The 18,021-nt window shown below is 68.2% G+C and carries 14 protein-coding genes and 1 tRNA gene; 5 read left to right on the top strand and 10 right to left on the bottom strand.

Annotated elements, in window-relative coordinates; all coding sequences use genetic code 11:
• The first annotated feature begins 38 nt into the window (after positions 1-38).
• Genes cysD through PBN85_RS08540 form a run of 3 tightly spaced genes read left to right on the top strand, consistent with a single transcriptional unit; the run spans position 39 to position 3,594 of the window.
• Positions 39-938: a sulfate adenylyltransferase subunit CysD gene (cysD, locus tag PBN85_RS08550; protein WP_037531228.1), complete on the top strand. Its 900-nt coding sequence runs from the start codon at positions 39-41 to the stop codon at positions 936-938.
• Positions 938-2,851, top strand: coding sequence for a sulfate adenylyltransferase subunit CysN (gene cysN, locus PBN85_RS08545; protein ID WP_271300762.1), 1,914 nt, complete (start codon positions 938-940; stop codon positions 2,849-2,851). Before cysD ends, cysN begins: the two co-directional genes overlap by 1 nt.
• A complete protein-coding gene (locus PBN85_RS08540) occupies positions 2,848-3,594 on the top strand; it encodes a 3'(2'),5'-bisphosphate nucleotidase CysQ (RefSeq protein ID WP_037531233.1) in 747 nt (248 codons plus the stop codon). Before cysN ends, PBN85_RS08540 begins: the two co-directional genes overlap by 4 nt.
• On the opposite strand, the gene PBN85_RS08535 is transcribed toward PBN85_RS08540, so the two are convergent.
• Complete coding sequence (locus PBN85_RS08535; RefSeq protein WP_037531236.1) at positions 3,584-4,576, bottom strand: bile acid:sodium symporter family protein; 993 nt, start codon at positions 4,574-4,576, stop codon at positions 3,584-3,586. The two genes, PBN85_RS08540 and PBN85_RS08535, sit on opposite strands and share 11 nt — an antisense overlap.
• A 93-nt stretch (positions 4,577-4,669) precedes the next feature.
• Positions 4,670-4,746: transfer RNA gene (locus PBN85_RS08530), tRNA-Arg, on the bottom strand.
• A gap of 82 nt (positions 4,747-4,828) precedes the next feature.
• Here PBN85_RS08530 and PBN85_RS08525 point away from each other — a divergent pair.
• The gene (locus PBN85_RS08525; protein WP_271300761.1) at positions 4,829-5,323 is read left to right on the top strand and encodes a hypothetical protein; all 495 of its coding nucleotides are present in this window, start codon (positions 4,829-4,831) and stop codon (positions 5,321-5,323) included.
• Between the two features lie 317 nt (positions 5,324-5,640).
• Here PBN85_RS08525 and PBN85_RS08520 read toward each other — a convergent pair whose 3' ends face one another.
• The gene (locus PBN85_RS08520; RefSeq protein WP_271300760.1) at positions 5,641-7,851 is read right to left on the bottom strand and encodes a spermidine synthase; all 2,211 of its coding nucleotides are present in this window, start codon (positions 7,849-7,851) and stop codon (positions 5,641-5,643) included.
• A complete protein-coding gene (gene hemB, locus PBN85_RS08515) occupies positions 7,844-8,836 on the bottom strand; it encodes a porphobilinogen synthase (RefSeq protein ID WP_037531240.1) in 993 nt (330 codons plus the stop codon). Before hemB ends, PBN85_RS08520 begins: the two co-directional genes overlap by 8 nt.
• A gap of 86 nt (positions 8,837-8,922) precedes the next feature.
• Here hemB and PBN85_RS08510 point away from each other — a divergent pair, with 86 nt between their 5' ends.
• Entirely contained in the window at positions 8,923-9,804 is an 882-nt protein-coding gene (locus PBN85_RS08510; protein WP_037531243.1) for a diacylglycerol/lipid kinase family protein, read from the top strand.
• Positions 9,805-9,813: 9 nt separating this feature from the next.
• Here PBN85_RS08510 and PBN85_RS08505 read toward each other — a convergent pair whose 3' ends face one another.
• The 6 genes from PBN85_RS08505 to PBN85_RS08480 all read right to left on the bottom strand — a co-directional run bounded on the left by PBN85_RS08505 (position 9,814) and on the right by PBN85_RS08480 (position 17,996).
• On the bottom strand, positions 9,814-11,247 hold the full coding sequence (locus PBN85_RS08505; protein WP_271300759.1) for an MATE family efflux transporter: 1,434 nt from the start codon (positions 11,245-11,247) through the stop codon (positions 9,814-9,816).
• A gap of 486 nt (positions 11,248-11,733) precedes the next feature.
• Positions 11,734-14,424 carry a valine--tRNA ligase gene (locus tag PBN85_RS08500; RefSeq protein ID WP_037531247.1) on the bottom strand — a complete coding sequence of 897 codons (2,691 nt, stop codon included), beginning with the start codon at positions 14,422-14,424 and terminating at the stop codon, positions 11,734-11,736.
• 26 nt (positions 14,425-14,450) lie between these two features.
• On the bottom strand, positions 14,451-15,098 hold the full coding sequence (locus PBN85_RS08495; protein ID WP_271300758.1) for an AAA family ATPase: 648 nt from the start codon (positions 15,096-15,098) through the stop codon (positions 14,451-14,453).
• Positions 15,070-15,279, bottom strand: coding sequence for a hypothetical protein (locus tag PBN85_RS08490; RefSeq protein WP_271300757.1), 210 nt, complete (start codon positions 15,277-15,279; stop codon positions 15,070-15,072). The genes PBN85_RS08495 and PBN85_RS08490 overlap by 29 nt, the downstream gene beginning before the upstream one ends.
• 46 nt (positions 15,280-15,325) lie before the next feature.
• Positions 15,326-17,359: a S9 family peptidase gene (locus PBN85_RS08485; protein ID WP_271300756.1), complete on the bottom strand. Its 2,034-nt coding sequence runs from the start codon at positions 17,357-17,359 to the stop codon at positions 15,326-15,328.
• Positions 17,360-17,438: 79 nt separating this feature from the next.
• A complete protein-coding gene (locus PBN85_RS08480; RefSeq protein WP_271300755.1) occupies positions 17,439-17,996 on the bottom strand; it encodes a DUF2497 domain-containing protein in 558 nt (185 codons plus the stop codon).
• Positions 17,997-18,021 lie beyond the last annotated feature (25 nt).

Here is an 18,021-nt window from a genome sequence, read left to right as displayed (position 1 = left end):
TCGTCGCTTCCGCGCGCAGGACGCTTATCTGCACAGGGATGAGCCCGCCGACCCATTTACAACGGCTTGAAGCCGAAAGCATTCACATCCTCCGCGAAGTCGTCGCCGAGGCGGAGCGACCGGTGATGCTCTATTCGGTCGGCAAGGATTCGGCGGTGATGCTGCATCTCGCCCGCAAGGCCTTCTTTCCGGCGAAACCGCCCTTCCCGCTGCTCCATGTCGACACGACGTGGAAGTTCCGCGCGATGTACGACCTGCGCGACAAGGCCGCCGCCGCGGCGGGGATGGAGCTCATCGTCCACACCAATCCCGATGCGCTCGCCGCCGGGATCAACCCGTTCGATCATGGCAGCCGCCACACCGATCTGTGGAAGACGGAGGGGCTCAAACAGGCGCTGAAGGCCGGCGGTTATGACGCCGCCTTCGGCGGGGCGCGGCGCGACGAGGAGAAGAGCCGTGCGAAGGAGCGCATCTTCTCGTTTCGCTCGGCGAGCCAGGGCTGGGACCCCAAGGCGCAGCGCCCTGAATTGTGGAACCTCTACAATGCCCGCATCCACCGTGGCGAAAGCATCCGTGTCTTCCCCCTGTCCAACTGGACCGAGCTCGATATCTGGCAATATATCCTCGACCAGGGGATCGAGATCGTCCCGCTCTATTTCGCCGCACCGCGCCCGACGGTGGAGCGCGACGGCATGCTGCTGATGGTCGATGACGATCGCTTCCGGCTGCATCCGGGCGAGGTGCCGGTCGAACGGTCGATCCGCTTCCGCACGCTCGGCTGCTACCCGCTGACCGGCGCGGTGGAGAGCGAGGCGGCGACGCTGCCCGCGGTGATCCAGGAGATGCTGCTCACCACCACCTCGGAACGGCAGGGCCGCGCGATCGATCACGATCAGGCAGCGAGCATGGAGAAGAAAAAGCGCGAGGGCTATTTCTGATGACCGCTTATACCCCCGACGCGCTGATCTCCGCCGACATCCACGCCTATCTCGACGGCCATGCGCGCAAGTCGATGCTGCGCTTCATCACCTGCGGCTCGGTCGACGACGGCAAGTCGACGCTGATCGGCCGGCTGCTCTACGATTCGAAGACGATCTTCGAAGATCAGCTGAGCCAGCTCGAGGCGGACAGCAAGCGGCTCGGCACGCAGGGCGAGAATATCGACTTCGCTTTGCTCGTCGACGGCCTCGCCGCCGAGCGCGAACAGGGCATCACCATCGACGTCGCCTATCGATTCTTCGCGACCGAGACGCGCAAGTTCATCGTCGCCGATACGCCCGGTCACGAACAATATACTCGCAACATGATCACCGGCGCGTCGACCGCCGATCTCGCGGTGATCCTGATCGATGCGCGCAAGGGCGTGCTGACGCAGACGCGGCGGCATTCTTTTCTCGCGCATCTCATCGGCATCCGCCACATGGTGCTGGCGGTGAACAAGATGGATCTGGTCGATCACGATCAGGGGCGGTTCGACGCGATCGTCGCCGATTATGCCGACTTTGCGCGCGGCATCGGCATCGAGGCCTTCACCGCCATCCCGCTGTCCGGCCTGACCGGCGCCAATGTCACCAGCGCCTCGCCGGCGATGCCCTGGTATGGCGGGCCGGCCTTGCTCCCGCATCTGGAGAGCGTGCCGGTCGCCGCCGATCGGGCCGCCGACGCGCCCTTCCGGCTGCCGGTGCAATGGGTCAACCGACCCGATCTCGACTTCCGCGGCTTCGCCGGCACGATTGCCGCGGGCCGCGTCGCACCTGGCGACAGCGTACGGATCGTCCCGTCCGGCAAGACGACGCGCGTCGCGCGCATCGTCGGTTTCGACGGCGACCGCGACGTCGCCGAGGCCGGCGATGCGGTGACGCTGGTGCTCGCCGACGAGGTCGATTGCTCGCGCGGCGACGTCATCGCCGCCGCCGATTCGCCGCCCGAGGCCGCCAACCAGTTCGAGGCGACGATCGTCTGGCTCGCCGATACCGATCTGGTGCCGGGTCGCGGCTATTGGCTCAAGCTCGGCACGCATACCGTCGGCGCGACGGTGCAGCCGCCGGCGCATGTAATCGACGTCAACACGCAGGCGCATTTGTCCGCCAAGACGCTGTCGCTCAACGATATCGGCGTCGCCGAAGTCTATACCGACGCGCCTCTGGTGTTCGCGCCTTATGCCGACAGCCGCGAACTCGGCGGCTTCATCCTGATCGATCGCGAGACCAACGCCACCGTCGCCGCCGGGATGATCCACCATGCGCTGCGGCGCGCGCAGAACGTCCACTGGCAGTCGGTCGACATCACCCGCGAGGCGCATGCCCGCCAGAAGGGGCAGCAGCCGCGGCTATTGTGGTTCACCGGCCTGTCGGGATCGGGCAAGTCGACGATCGCCAATCTCGTCGAGCGCAAGCTGCACGCGCTCGGCCGGCACAGCTTCCTGCTCGACGGCGACAATATCCGGCACGGCCTCAACCGCGATCTCGGCTTCAGCGACGCCGACCGGATCGAGAATATCCGCCGCGTCGGCGAGGTCGCCAAATTGATGACCGACGCCGGGCTGATCGTGCTCACCGCCTTCATCTCGCCGTTCCGCGCCGAGCGCGAGCTGGTGCGCGGGCTGTTGCCGGCGGGCGAGTTCGTCGAGATCTTCGTCGACACGCCGCTCGCCGATGCCGAGGCGCGCGACGTCAAGGGCCTCTACGCCAAGGCGCGCGCCGGCGAGATCGCGCATTTCACCGGCATCTCGAGCCCGTATGAAGCGCCGGTCAGCCCCGAGATCCATATCGACACGCGCCGCGAAAGCGCCGAAGCTGCCGCCGAACGCATCGTCGAACATGTCCTCGGCATCTGGAGCTTCGAATTGTGAGCGGTCTCTCCGACGTCGAACTCGCGCGGAGCGTCGCGGCCGAGGCGGGCGATCTGCTGCTGGCGATCCGCGATCGCGATGACCTGTCGGGCAAGGCGCTTGGCGATGTCGGCGATGCGGAGGCGAACCGGCTGATCCTCGACCGGCTGCGCGCCGCCCGCCCCGACGACTTCATCCTGTCCGAGGAATCGATCGACGATCGCGCCCGCTGCGCGGCGGAGCGGGTATGGATCGTCGACCCGCTCGACGGCACGCGTGACTATGCCGAGGGACTGGACGATTGGGCGGTGCATATCGGCCTGGCGATCGGCGGGCGTCCGGCGATCGGCGCGGTCGCGGTGCCGACCACGGGCCGCGTCTACACGACGGCAGAGGCGCGCTGTACGCGTCTGCGCAGCGTTGCCGCGCCGCGCATGGTGGTCAGCCGCACCCGCGCCACCGAAATGGTCGATCGCGTCGGGCTGGCGCTGGCGACGACGCGGGTCGGCATGGGATCAGCGGGGGTGAAGGCGATGGCGGTGGTCGACGGCCGCGCCGACATCTATCTGCATGACGGCGGTCAATATGAGTGGGACAATTGCGCTCCCGCCGCGGTCGCACTGGCGGCGGGGCTGCATGCCTCGCGGATCGACGGCAGTCCGCTCGTCTACAATTGCGAGAATCCGTTGCTGCCCGACCTGCTGATCTGCCGCCCCGAGCTGGCCGAGCAGGTGCTCGCCGCGGTCGCCGTGGCTAGAGGCTGACCGCTTCCGCCTCGGCGAGGCTCGCCGCATCGGCGTAACGGCGCGCGATCACCGCACAGGCGATCAGCTGGAGCTGGTGGAACAGCATCACCGGCAGCAGCACCGCGCCCACCGTCGCGGCCGGGAACAGCACGCCCGCCATCGGCACGCCCGAGGCGAGGCTCTTCTTCGATCCGCAGAACAGCAGCACGATCGCATCCTCGCGGCTGAAGCCGAGTGCGCGCCCGGCGAACCAGGTGACGGTCAGCACGACCGCGAGCAGCACCGCGCACAGCACGCCGATCAGCAGCAGGTCGGCCGGCGAGACGCGGTGCCACAGCCCCTCGACCACCGCCGCGCCGAAGGCGGTATAGACGACGAGCAGGATCGAGCCGCGATCGACGATCGTCAGCAGCCGCTTGCGCCGTGCGATCCAGCCGCCGATCCACGGCCGCAGCAGATGCCCGGCGACGAACGGCACGAGCAGCTGCGCGACGATCGATTCGACCGCGGCGAGCGAGATGCCACCGCCGCCCTCGCCGCTGCCGATCAGCAGCGCGACCAGCGCCGGGGTGGCGACGATGCCGATCAGGTTGGAGAAGGACGCGCTGCACACCGCCGCCGCGACATTGCCGCGCGCGATCGCGGTGAAGGCGATCGACGATTGCACCGTCGAGGGCAGCAGGGTGAGGAACAGCATGCCGGTCGCGACCGGCCCGGCCAGCCCCGGCGTCCGCCCGGCGACCAGCCCGAGCAGCGGGAAGACGACGAAGGTGGTGGCGAGCACCGCGACGTGCAGCCGCCAGTTGCGCGCGCCCTCCCAGATCGCCTCGCGCGACAATTTGGCGCCGTGCAGGAAGAAGAGGAGGACGATGCCGACATCCGCGGCGTCGCCGGCGATCCCCGCCCATATCCCGCGCGCGGGGATCAGGCTGGCGAGCAGCACCGTGCCGAGCAGCATCAGGATGAAGGGTTCGAAGAAGGAGAGGATCGATCGGAACATCGCGCACGTCCGGCTGATGACCGACGTACTGCCACTCCCCAGAACGCCGACGGTGGAAAGGGCCCCGCCGGGCCGTTGTCGACGGGAGGAAAGTGGCGCGCCCGGAACGATTCGAACGTCCGACCCTCAGATTCGTAGTCTGATGCTCTATCCAGCTGAGCTACGGGCGCGCATTGGAGGCGCGCTGATAGCAGGTGTTTCGCCCCGCGCAAGTGCGTTGCGCGATTTTCTGCCTGCGCATAGAGGCTGGCTATGAAAATGCTTTGGCTGTCCGCGCTTGTCCTCCCGCTTGCGGCCTGCGCCCATGATGCGACGCCCTATCCGTCGCTGGCGCCGCGCGCGGTGGAGAAGCTCGGCTTCGCCGAGCCGGTGGTGACCGTCGCCGAGGCCAAGCCCGATCCCGCGCTGGATGCCCGGATCGACGCGTGGCAGCGCCAGCTCGATACGATCGCCAAGGGATTCGCCGCCGATGCCGCGCGAACCGAGACCGCCGCCGTGCGCGCGCGCGGGCAGACGGTCGGCAGCGATGCGTGGCTCGACGCGCAATCGGCGCTCGCCGGGCTCGATGACTGGCGCTCGCAAGCGTCGGCATTGCTCACCGACATTGATCTCGCCGCGAGCGACCGGGCGGCGGCGCTGCTCCCCGTCTATCCGGCGCTCGCCCCCCTGCGCGAGCGCGCCGCGGCCGAAGGCGAACGGCAGGCGCAGACGATCGACCGGCTCCAGGCGGCGCTCCCGGCTGCCTGATTCGGGTGCGCGCGAAGGCCCGGAGGACGCAGTGCGCCCGCGGCAGGCGCGGCCCGATCATCAGTTGGCCCGAGGCGCGTACCGCCAAGGCAGCGAACGCAACTCCTCCGCGCCTCAGCGCCTCCGCGTGAATCCCATCCTGCGCGATCGCTATCGCCTAACGCGGGGCCCGATCACACTTGTGAAAAGGTGATCCGCGCGGAGGCGCGGAGATGTATCGCCTGCGGTAAGCGAGGCCCGCTCATCACAGTTGGTGTGAAAAAGCCGGTGACGCGGCGGCACGTTTATCTCCGCGCCTCTGCGCGGACTCGCCCGATCTACCCGTGCCATTTGAGCAGCGGCAGGATCGTCGAATAATCGTCCGTCCATGCAACGAACCCCGGCCGCCCGACCAGGGGCGCCCAGCGTCGGTCCGCCGCCTTGAGCGCGCGCATCGTCGCGGCGTCGCGCGACAGAGCGATCCACTGGCTCGGCGAGGCGACGGGGGTCTGCTGCGGCGGCTGGTAATAGAGTTTCACCGCCTGCCAGCCCCCCGCCCGCGCCGCTGCCGCGACCACGGGTTCGAGATCAAGGAAGCGGTTGGAGATATGGACGAGCAGCAGCCCGCGCGGTTGCAGCACGCGCGCATAATCGGCGAAAGCCTCCTGCGTCATCAGATGCATCGGGATCGCATCCGAGGAGAAGGCATCGAGCGCGAGCAGGTCGAGGCTCGCCGGCCGGTCCGCCTCCAGGCTGATCCGCGCGTCGCCGACGCGGATGTCGGGATGCGGCAGGCAATCGCGAAGATAGGTGAACTGGCCGGTATCACGGGCGATCCGCACCACCACCGGGTCGATCTCGTAGAAGCGCCAGCGTTGCGCCGGCTGCGCATAGCAGGCGAGCGTCCCCGTCCCGAGACCGACGACGCCGACCCGCGCGGTCGGGCCGTAGAGGCCGTCGAGCGCCTCCATCGCCCGGCCGATGCCCGACGGCGGTGCGTAATAGGTCGTCGGCAGGCGTTCGAGCACCGGGCTGCCGGTGAACTGGATGCCGTGAACGGTGGTGCCGTGATCGAGCTCGCGCACGCCGCGCCCGTCGCGCACCGTATAGACACCGAAATAGCTCCGCGTCCGCGCGCCATGCGCCAGCGACAGCTCGACCGCGCGCCAGCCGCCGAAGATCACCAGCGCCACCGCCAGGATCAACGCGTAGGACAGTCGCGCGCCGACCGAGATCACGCCGATCAGCGCGATGCCGATGAAGGTCAGCCCCTGATGCCCTTCGCCGAACAGATCGGCCGGGCCGCGGAAGGTCAGCGTGGTGAGCAGCACCAGCAATGCGATCACCCCGGCATAGGCGAAGCGGCGCTTGGCCGGCGTCCGCCACAGGCCGCGGATGCGGTGGGTGAGGAACACCTGCGGGACGAGCAGCCCGGCGGCGAAGATCAGGATGGGATATTCATAGGTCCAGTCGAACACCACCGGCGCGACCAACCCGGCGAAGACGCCGCCCAAGGCGCCACCGACCGCCATGGCGAGGTAGAAGCCGGTCAGCCGGTCGGGCTCGGGCCGCAGCCGGTACAGCTGTGTATGCAGCGCCACCGACACCATGAACAACAGGGTCAGCGCGATCGCGAGATTGATCAGCGGCGATTCGTTGAAGCCGCCGATCATCACCCCGCCGAACATCAGGATGGTGATCGGCGCGATCCGCGTCAGCAGATCGGCGATCTCGCGATTGGCCGCGAAGGCGATGGTGAAGCTGAGCAGATAGAGGCCGAGCGGCAGCACCCAGAGCAACGGCATCGCAACGATATCGGTGGTGATATAGGTCGAGGTGGCGAGCATCAGCCCCGACGGCACCAGCGACAGCGCGATCCAGTGCAGCACGCGGCGACGCGTCGCGGGCGCGCTGCTCGGCCGCGCGACATCGGCGCTCGCCCCGCGCGGCAGGCGGATCGCGCAGGCGATCACCAGCAGGATCAGCACCGCATAGCCGGCACTCCACAGCCAGCTCTGCTGGCGCAGCGCGAGCAACGGCTCGACCACCAGCGGATAGGCGATCAGCCCGCCGAAGCTGCCGAGATTGGAGGCGGCGTAAAGCGCATAGGGATCGCCGTCGCGGCTGGCGATGCTGAACCAGCGTTGCACCAGCGGCGCCTGCGCCGAGACGGCGAAGAACAACGGCCCGATCGACGCGCCGAGCAGCCACGGCACCCACAAAGCAGGCGTCAACCCGGCCGGGCCGCCGCCCAGGGTCAGCCCGATCGGCAGCCATGCCGCGCCGATCAGCAGTACGCCGACATGCACCGCCGCCTGCACCCACGGCCGCAGCCGCGCCAGCGCATGGGCATAAGCGTAACCGGCGAGCAGCAGCGTCTGGTAGACGAGCATCGCCGAATTCCACACCGCCGGCGCGCCGCCGAGGCGCGGCAGCGCCATCCGCGCCACCATCGGCTGGACGAGGAACAGCAGGAACGATCCGGTCAGGATCGTCGCGACGAAGGTGATGCGGCAGGCGCGGCCGGTATCGCCGGCGCGCTCAGCCATGCAGCAGCCGCGCCGCATGCGCCGCATGATAGGTCAGCACGCCCGCGCAGCCGGCGCGCTTGAACGCCATCAGCGTCTCGATCACCAGAGCGTCGCGCTCGCCCGCGCCGGCGGCGACCGACGCCTCCAGCATCGCATATTCTCCCGACACCTGATAGGCGAACACCGGCACCTCGAACCGCGTCTTCACCCGCACGATGATGTCGAGATAGGGCAGGCCCGGCTTGACCATCACCGTGTCGGCGCCCTCGGCGAGATCCAGCGCGACCTCGCGCAGCGCCTCGTCGGCGTTGGCGGCATCCATCTGATAGGTCTTCTTGTCGCCCTTGAGCAGCCCGCGCGACCCGACCGCGTCGCGGAACGGACCGTAGAAGCCGCTGGCATATTTGGCGGCATAGCTCATGATCTGGACGTTATGCGCGCCCTCGCCTTCCAGCGCGGCGCGGATCATGCCGATCCGGCCGTCCATCATGTCCGATGGCGCGATGATGTCGGCGCCGGCGCGCGCCTGGTTGAGCGCCTGGCCGATCAGCAGGTCGGCGGTGGCGTCGTTGACGACATAGCCCGCCGCATCGACCAGCCCGTCGTGACCGTGGGTGGTATAGGGATCGAGCGCGACGTCGGTCAGCACGCCGACCTCGGGCACCGCATCCTTGATCGCGCGGATCGCCCGGCACATCAGATTGTCGGGATTGAGCGCCTCGCGCCCGTCGTCGGTCTTCAAGCCCGCAGGAGTGAAGGGAAACAACGCGACACAGGGGATGCCGAGGTCGCGTGCCTCGCGGGCGCGCGCGACGATGCCGTCGACCGACCAGCGCGATACGCCCGGCAGGCTGGCGATCGGCTGCTCGACGCCCTCGCCCTCGACGATGAACATCGGCCAGATCAGGTCGGCGGGGGTCAGCACCGTCTCGGCATGCAGCCGGCGGCTCCAGTCGCTGGAGCGGGTGCGGCGGAGGCGAAGCGCAGGATAGGCAGCAGTCATGACGCATCCTTGACGAGGGTGTTGCGGCTTTGAGGGATCGCGGCGCGCTTGCCAAGCGTTGCGCACCCGTAATCGATGGGACATCCATGACGCAGTTCACGTCCGCCGCCCTGATCGTCAACGCCAAGTCGCGCCGCGGCCAGGCATTGTTCGAGCGGGCATGCAAAGCGTTGAGCGGCCTGCCCTACCCGGTCGATGCCCATGCCGTCGAAAACCCAGACGATCTGGTCGAGACGGTGCGCAACGCGCTGGTCAAGAAACCGGAGCTCGTCATCCTGGGGGGCGGCGACGGGACGATCAGCGGCCTCGTCGACCTGCTCGTCGGCCATGACGTGGTGCTCGGCGTGCTGCCGCTCGGCACCGCCAACAGCTTCGCGCGCACGCTCGGCCTGCCGATGGACGTCGAGGGTGCGATCGACGTCATCCGCACCGGCAAGCGCGCGCGGATCGATCTCGGCCGGATCGACGGCGACTATTTCGCCAATTGCGCGGCGATGGGGATCAGCCCGCAGATCGCCGAGACGGTGCCGCACGGCCTCAAGAAGGTGCTCGGCCGGGTCGGCTATCTCGGCTGGGCGAGTTGGCAGTTCCTGCGCTTCAAGCCGTTCATCCTCACCGTCGACGACGGCGTCGAGGCGAAGACGATGCGCGTCGTCGAAGTGCGCATCTCGAACGGCCCCTATCACGGCGGCACCTGGCTGGTCGACGAAGCCTCGGTCCAGTCGGGCGAGATCGTCGTCCAGGCGGTCCGCGCCCGCTACAAGCGCACGCTCGTCAAGAATTGGGCGGCGAGCTTCTTCAAGCTCGACGCGCGCCACCAGGATACGGTGAGCTTCTCCGGCAAGTCGCTGCGCATCGACACCAAGCCGTCGCTGCCGATCTCGATCGACGGCGAGGTGCTCGCGCACACCCCGGTCACCGCCGCGGTCGCGCCGGGGATCATCGAGGTGATGGTGCCCGCCGACTGAGGCGGACGGTCAGCCGACCGGCATCTGCTTGGCGGTGGGCTCGGTCGCGGCCTTGGCCTGTTCCTCGCCCTGCCGCGCCGGGATCAGCCGGCCGGAACGCCAGTCGCCGTAACGATAATAGAGGATCGTCATCACCATCGACGCCGCCGATCCGGCGGGGAAGCTCCACCAGATCGCATCCGCCGCCCAATCGCCCTGCAACGCATAGGCCATGCCGAGCCGGATCGGGAACAGCGCCACCGCGAGGATCAGCAACGGCGCCACCACCGCGCCATTCGCCCGCACCGTCGCCGACAGCACCATCGACACGCCGAACAGCAGGAAGCTCGCCGAACCGATGATGTTGATATGCGCGGCGAGATCGATCGACGCCGCGTCGCTGCCGAGGAACAGCCCGAGCACCGCGCGGTCGAGCAGCGCGACGACGCCGATCAGCGCCGCGGTCATGACGAGATTGAGCAGCAGCCCCGATCGGGTGATCAGCGCGACCCGCTCCCATCGCCCAGCGCCGATATTCTGCGCGACCATCGCACTGACCGCGGCGCCGACCGACATCGCCGGCATCTGGATATAGGTCCAGAGCTGGCTCGCCGCGCCATAGGCCGCGGTCGTCGTCGTGCCATAGCCGTTGACGAGGCCGACCATCGCCAGCGCCGATCCGGTCGCGACGAGCATCTGCAACCCCATCGGCACGCCCTTGCTGACGATCGGGCGGAGTAATGTCGGATCGGGGATTAGATAGCGCCACTCGGCCCCGCGCAGCCGCACGACGAGGTCGCGGCGATAGATATAGCCGAGCAGCGCGGCGAACGAGACGGTATTGGCGATGAAGGTCGCGGTCGCCGATCCGGCGATGCCGAGTTCGGGCAGCGGCCCCCAGCCGCGGATCAGCAGCGGATTGAGCGCGACGTCGATCACCGATCCCAGCGCCATGAACTTAAGCGGCGTCACCGAATCGCCCGCCCCGCGCAGCACCATGCTGAGCAGCACCGCGAGGAAGCTGGTCGGCATCGCGATGAAGATGACGCGCAGATAGGCGAGCGCCAGCGGATAGGCGTCGGCCGGCGTGTGCAGCGCGGTGAGGATCGCCGGCGCGCTCCACCAGCCGAGCGCGACGACGCCGATCGACAGGATCGCGAACAGCCCGTGCGCGGTGCCGACGACGCGGCGGACCGCATCGATATCGCGCCGCCCCATCGCCTGCCCGATCAGGATCGTCGATGCCATGCCGAAACCGAACACCGCCGAGACGAGCAGGAACATCACCAGCCCGGCATTGGTCGTCGCCGCCAGCGCGCGTTCGCCGAGCAGCTGCCCGATCCAGATCGCGTTGATCGAGCCGTTGATCGACTGGAGCACGCTCGACCCCAAGGTCGGCAGCGCGAACAGCAGCAGCGTCTTGCCGATCGGGCCGGTGGTCAGGTCGCGTTGCGGCTTCGCCATGGACATCCCTCTGTCGCGTGGCCGCTGTGGCCTGATCGCGGCGTTTCCCTACGGCATATCGCTGCCGTCGCGAAACAGCCTTGGCGGTGGGATCGCGCGCGGAGGGGCGGCGGGCGCGAAGGTCTGCTTGATAGTCGCTGCCGAGTCGCCCGAGCGTGCTGCTCTCTGCCTGTAGAGAAGAGGAAGCGGCGCAGAGCGGCGGGTGAGGATAGCGGAAGGCAGCTCCGCCACCCCACCCTGCCCCAGCACCTAACAGCCTTCGGGGGCGGGGGGCTTCTCCTCCGTTCGTGCTGAGCCTGTCGACGTACAGGCTTCCACACACGGACCGCTAGCGGAGCCCCGCCCTTCGACAAGCTCACGGCTAACGGGATGGATTCGATCGCTTGCCCACCTCACCGGCCATGAAGGCGCAGCACGCGCCACGCCCCCTCTGCGTCCTCCGCGCCTCTGCGCAAATCCTCTCATCCCGCCACGGCGACGGGCCCATCACCCCAATCGCGCCAGCGCCGCCGACAGCCGCTCCGCTTCGGCGCTCTTTTCGGCGTGGTCGGCGCGCGCCTTTTCTACGGCCTCGGGCTTGGCGCGCTCGACGAAGCTGGCGTTGCCGAGCCGGCCGGCGAGCGCGTCGCGCTCCTTCGCCGCGGCGGCGATCGCCTTGGTCAGGCGGGCGCGTTCGGCGTCGAGATCGATGACACCGTCGAGCGGGATGACATAGGTCGCCTCGTCGACGACGAGTTGGATCGCCGCGCCGGCCGGAGCCGGATCGAACGACACGCCCTGCAGCCGCGCGAGCTTGCGCAGCGCCGCCTCGGCGCCCGCGACGCGCCGCTGCGTCGTCGCATCGGCGTCGCGGACATAAGCGGTGAGCTGCGTGCCCGGCGCGATGCCGAGTTCGTTCTTGGCGGTGCGCACCTCGCCGATCAGCCGGATGCGCCAGGCGATGTCGGCCATCGCCGCCGCGTCGATATGCTCGCCGTCGACCATCGGCCATTGCGCGACGATCAGATCATGGTCGCGCGGCGCCATCGCATGCCACAATTCCTCGGTGATGAAGGGCATGAACGGATGGAGCAGGACGAGGATCTGGTCGATCACCCAGCCCGCCACGGCGCGCGTCTCGGCGGCAGCCGCCGCGTCCTGCGCGCCCTCGTCGCCGAGCACCGGCTTGATCAGTTCGAGATACCAGTCGCAGAAGCGGTTCCAGACGAACTGGTAGATCGCTTCCGCCGCCGCATCGAAGCGCAGGTCGGCAAGCGCAAGATCGATCGCCTGCACCGTCGCGATCGTCTCGCCGATGATCCACTGATTGACCGCGAGCGACGCCGCCGGCGCCTTGCCCGGCGTCGATCCGCCGATGCCGTTCGCCTGCGCGAAGCGCGCCGCATTCCACAGCTTGGTCGCGAAGTTGCGATAGCCCTCGACGCGCTTCTCATCCATCTTGATGTCGCGGCCCTGGCTTTCCATCGCCGCCATGAAGAAGCGCAGCGCGTCCGCGCCGTAGCGATCGATCAGCCCGAGCGGATCGACGGTATTGCCCTTCGACTTGGACATCTTGGCGCCGTCGGCGGCGCGGACGAGGCCGTGCAGGTAGAGCGTCCTGAACGGCACGGCGTCGAGGAAGTGCAGCCCCTGCATCATCATCCGCGCGTCCCAGAAGAACAGGATGTCAAAGCCGGAGATCAGCACGTCGTTGGGATAGCGCCCGCCGAGCGTCGGGTCGGCATTGTCGGGCCAGCCGAGCGTCGCGAACGGCCACAGCGCCGAGGAGAACCAGGTATCGAGCACGTCGGGATCGCGGGTCAGCGCGACGCCCTCCCCCGCCTGCGCCTGCGCCTGTTCTTCGGTTTCGGCGACATAGGCATTGCCCGCGGCGTCGAACCACGCTGGCACCTGATGCCCCCACCACAATTGCCGGCTGACACACCACGGCTGGATATTGTCCATCCAGTTGAAGAAGGTCTTTTCCCAGCTCTTCGGCACCATCGCGATCGCGCCGGAGCGCACCGCCTCGATCGGCCGCTGCGCCAGCGTCTTGGCGTCGACATACCATTGATCGGTCAGCCACGGCTCGATCACCACGCCGGAGCGGTCGCCATAGGGCGTCTGGATCGTCCGCGGCTCGGCGTCATGCTCGACGCCCTCCTTGTCGACGTGGGGGATCAGCACGCCCTCGTCCTTGAGCCGTGCGACGATGCGCGCGCGTGCCTCGAACCGGTCGAGCCCGATCAGGTCGGCCGGGATCAGCCCGTCGCGGGTCTGGCAGACCCGCGCCTTGGCATCGAGCATGTTGAGCATGTCGCGCGCCTCGATCCCGGCGCGGCGGCCGACCTCGAAATCGTTGAAGTCATGCCCCGGCGTGATCTTGACCGCGCCCGAGCCGAGCGCCGGATCGGCATGGTCGTCGGCGACGATCGGGATCAGCCGGCCGGTGATCGGCAGCCGCACCTGCTTGCCGACGAGATCGGCATAGCGCGCATCCTCCGGGTTCACCGCCACTGCCATATCGGCGAGCATCGTCTCGGGCCGCGTCGTCGCGACGGTGATCGATCCGCTGCCGTCGGCGAGCGGATAACGCAACTGCCAGAAGCTGCCGCGCACTTCCCGCGTCTCGACCTCGAGGTCGCTGATCGCGGTGCCGAGGCCCGGGTCCCAATTGACCAGCCGCTTGTCGCGATAGAGCAGGCCCTGCCGATGCAGCTCGACGAACACCTTGACGACTGCCTTCGAAAAGCCCTCGTCCATCGTGAACCGCTCATTCGCCCAGTCCATCGAACAGCCGAGCCGGCGCAGCTGGCGGGTGATCTCACCGCCGCTCTCCGCCTTCCATTCCCAGACCTTGGCGATGAACGCCTCGCGGCCGAGGTCGCTGCGCTGCTCACCGCGTGCCGCCATCTGCCGCTCGACCACCATCTGCGTGGCGATGCCGGCGTGATCGGTGCCGACCACCCACAGGGCATCCTTGCCCTTGAGCCGCGCATGCCGCGTCAGGATGTCCTGCAACGTATTGTCGAGCGCATGGCCGATATGGAGCGAGCCGGTGACGTTCGGCGGCGGGTTGACGATCGTCCACGGCTCGGCGTTCGGGCGATCGGGGCGGAACAGGCCGTTCGTCTCCCAATGCTGGTACCAGCGGGTCTCGATCGCGGCGGGGTCGAAGGTCTTGGCAAGCTCGGTCATGGCCGGGCTGTAGCGACTCGCTTGCGCTAGTCCAAGTCAGTCAAATCCGTGACCAACCGTAGTCCGCCCTCGACGAGCGCCGCGGTCATGTCCGCAGGCAGCCTTTCCCAACAGATCAGCGCGCCGCCCTCTTTTTGGGCGATCAACTCCGGCTCCCCGGTCGAGTTGTTGAAGACCAGACATTCGTCCACCTGCTGCGCGAACCACGCCAGCTCGCTGAAAGAGCGCTGCCGGGGCGCAACCACCTTGTCGGCGGGCACATCATGGCCGCCCTCGGCGACCCGGCCACGGATACGCGCGAGTTGCAGATCCGCATTGTCGAGGACGACATAGATCATCCTGATCTCGAAGCCGTGCGACCGAGCGCGCTGCACCAGGCGCCGGTATTTGGGCGAGGACAGGACGGTTTCGACGCCGATCGTCTGGTACGCGTCGATCGAAGCTTCGAGCCAATGCTCGACCCGCTGCACCGCCACCAGATTGGCCGCGGCGCCCGTCAGTGCTTCGACCTCGGCGATCTTGGCGGTCAGCAGGTCGGGATTGATGATCCAGACCGAACCGCCCCAGCCTTCGATATCAGTGCGATTGTAGAGCGAACTCTTGCCGCTGCCGTTCGGCCCGGCGACAATCCAGAGGATCGGCCGTTCAGGCTTGCGCGGCGTCTTGCTCGGCACGCGCGCGTTTCCGCTGCTCGGACTTGATCCGCCGGACGTTGGAGCGGAAGGCCGCAAGCATGTCCTGCGCGAAAGTCGCGCTGTCGGCCTGGACGACCTTCATGTGAATCACCGTGCCGTCCGGCGCGCGGACGCGCTTGGTCGGCAGGTCACTGGCGCGGACGGGCTTCGGCTTGGTCATCATGGCCTCCATCTCCGATATAGATCGTCGCGACCGCAGCGCCAACCTACTTCGCCGTCCAGCGGTCCATCCAGCCGAGCACCTCGCGATACCATTGCCGCGAATTGGCGGGCTTGAGCACCCAATGGTTTTCATTGGGATTGACCAGCAGGCGCGACGGGATGCCGCGCCGTTGCAGCGCGGTGAAGGCGGCGAGGCCCTGCGTATAGGGGATGCGGAAATCGCGTTCGCCGGTGATCACCAGCTGGGGCGTCTTCCAATTCTGCACGTAATTGACCGGGTTCCATTTCTCGAACGCCTGCGGGTCCTCGAAATAGGCCTTGCCGCCATGTTCCCATTCGTCGAACCACAGTTCGTCGGTCTCATAGGCCATGGCGCGCGCGTCGAAGACGCCGTCGTGCTGGACGATGCAGCGGAAGCGATCGGGCCACTGCCCCTCGATCCAGTTCATCATATAACCGCCATAGGAGGCGCCGAGCGCGCAGGCGCGGCTGCCGTCGAGCCAGGAGAAGCGATCGGTCGCCGCCTTGAGCCCGGCCTTGAGATCGTCGAGCGGCCAGCCGCCCCAATTGCCGCTGATCGCATCGGTGAAGGCCTGACCGTAACCGGTCGAGCCATGGAAATCGACCGCAACCAGACCATAGCCGGCGCCGGCGAACACCGCCGGGTTCCAGCGGTACGACCAGCTGTTGTCGCTCGATCCCTGCGGGCCGCCATGGACCATGAAGGCGACCGGCACCGGGCCCGTGCTCCCCGCCGGGCGCACCGCATAGCCCCAGACGGTATCGCTGTTGGCGCCGGTGAAGCTGAACCGCGTCACGCTCGGCATGTCGATGCCGGCGAGCTTGGCGGCGTTGACCTGCGTCAGCCGCACCGGCTTGCCCTTGCCCGTCAGGCTGTAGAAATCGTCGGGCGCGGTCAGGCTGTTGATCGCCACCACCGCGCCGCGCGGCGTCGCCGCCACCGCCGAGACATGCCCCTGCTGCGTCAGCCGGGTCACCTTGCCCGAGGCGGGATCGACCGCGAACAGCGGGTTATCCTGCGTGTCCTGCGCGGTGACGTAGAGCCGCTTCGAATCGGGTGACCAGCTGATCGAGCCGACCGACCGGTCCCACCCTTGCGTCAGCGCGCGCACCTTGCCGCTCGCCAGATCGCGCAGCATCAGCACCTGCCGGTCGGCTTCGAACCCGGGTCGCTTCATCGCCACCCAGGCGAGGCTGCGCCCGTCGGGCGAGACGGTCGGCAGCGTATCCGTCGCCGGATTGTCGGGGGTGAGGTTGACCGGCGCGGCCGAGCCGTCGGCAGGGACCGACCAGATATCGAGATTGGTCGAGCGCGGTTCGGTGGTGCCGGCGACGCGGAGGGCGAAATAGACGGTCCTGCCGTCGGCGCTCCATGCGACTTCCTCGCCGCCGCCGAACGGCCGCGACGGCGTGTCACCGTCGAGCCCGTGTTCGAGCGCGACCCCGTCGCCGGGCGCGCCCGCCGCGCTCAGCGGCAGCACGAACAGTTGCGAATGCGTCCCGTCGACCCAGCTATCCCAATGGCGGACGAACAATTTGTCATAGACGCGACCCTCGCCGGCAGCGGGATCCTTCTTTTCCATTGCTGGCGCGAGGCTCGACGCATTGGGCTTGCGATCGGCCCAGACCAGGATGCGGTCGCCGGTCGGCGCGACCTCGAAGCCGCCGAAGCCGCCCTTGAAGTCGCTCAGCTTGCGCGGCGTGCCGCCGGTGACCGGCACCGACCAGATCGCATCCTCGCCGCCGACGTCGGCGCGGAAATAGACGCTGTCGCCGACGATCTGCGGATCGTTTTCGTTGACCGCGGCCTGATTGGCGAGCGGTTCGGGCGCGGCGCCCTTGCGCGACAGGTCGAGCCGCCAGAGGTCGTAGCGGCCGCGATTGGCGGCGATATCGGTCTCGCGTTGCGCCCAGACCAGCCAGCGTCCATCCGCAGAGACGGTCGGCGCGCCGATCCGGCTGAGCGTGGTGACATCGTCGATGGTGAGCTGGCGGGCGGCGGCGGGCGCGGCGACCGCGGCGGTGGCGAGCAGGCTCGCGGCGAACAGACGTCTCATGCCGGCGAGCTTAGGAGCAGCGGACCGGCAGAGCAACGTTCGTCACGGGGCTCCCGATCGACGGGAGCCCCTTGGATGATTAGCGGACCTGCGAGGTGATCTTTGCGATTTCGCGCGCGACCATCGTCTCGACAAGTCCGGGCAGGTTGGTGTCGAGCCACTCGCGCAGCATCGGCCGCAGCATCTCGCGGACGAGCCCTTCGAGCGTGCCGTCACTCTCGGCCTCGGGCTTGACGAGCAGCTTGCTCAGCGTTTCCAGCGAACCCAGGCTGGCGGCGGCGGCATGGTGGGACAGGATCGGTTCCTCGGACATCGGCGACTGAACGGCTGGGCCGCGCGTCGGTTGCGGCGCGGGCTGCGGCTGGGCCTGCGCGTGCGGGGCGGGCGGCTGCATCATCTGCGGCTGCGGCTGCGGCTGCGGCCTGGGCTGCGGCGCGGGCGGTGCGACCTCGGCGACCGGCTCGGGCGCGGCGGGCGACGGCATCGGATCGCTCAGCTCGAGCACCTCGGCGTCCGATTCGATCGGCTGCGGCTGCATACGGGTCCGCCGCGTGCGCGCCTGCGTGCCCTCGCCTTCCTCGGCGATGATACGTTTGATCGACGAGAGGATCTCTTCCATCGACGGCTCCGCGCTCATATCCCCCATGGTCCTGACGTCCCTA

The organism is Sphingomonas sp. CV7422 (assembly GCF_027945725.1).
In the GTDB taxonomy this organism is placed as follows: Bacteria; Pseudomonadota; Alphaproteobacteria; order Sphingomonadales; family Sphingomonadaceae; genus Sphingomonas; species Sphingomonas kyungheensis.
This window is presented reverse-complemented; position numbering and strand designations above follow the sequence as displayed.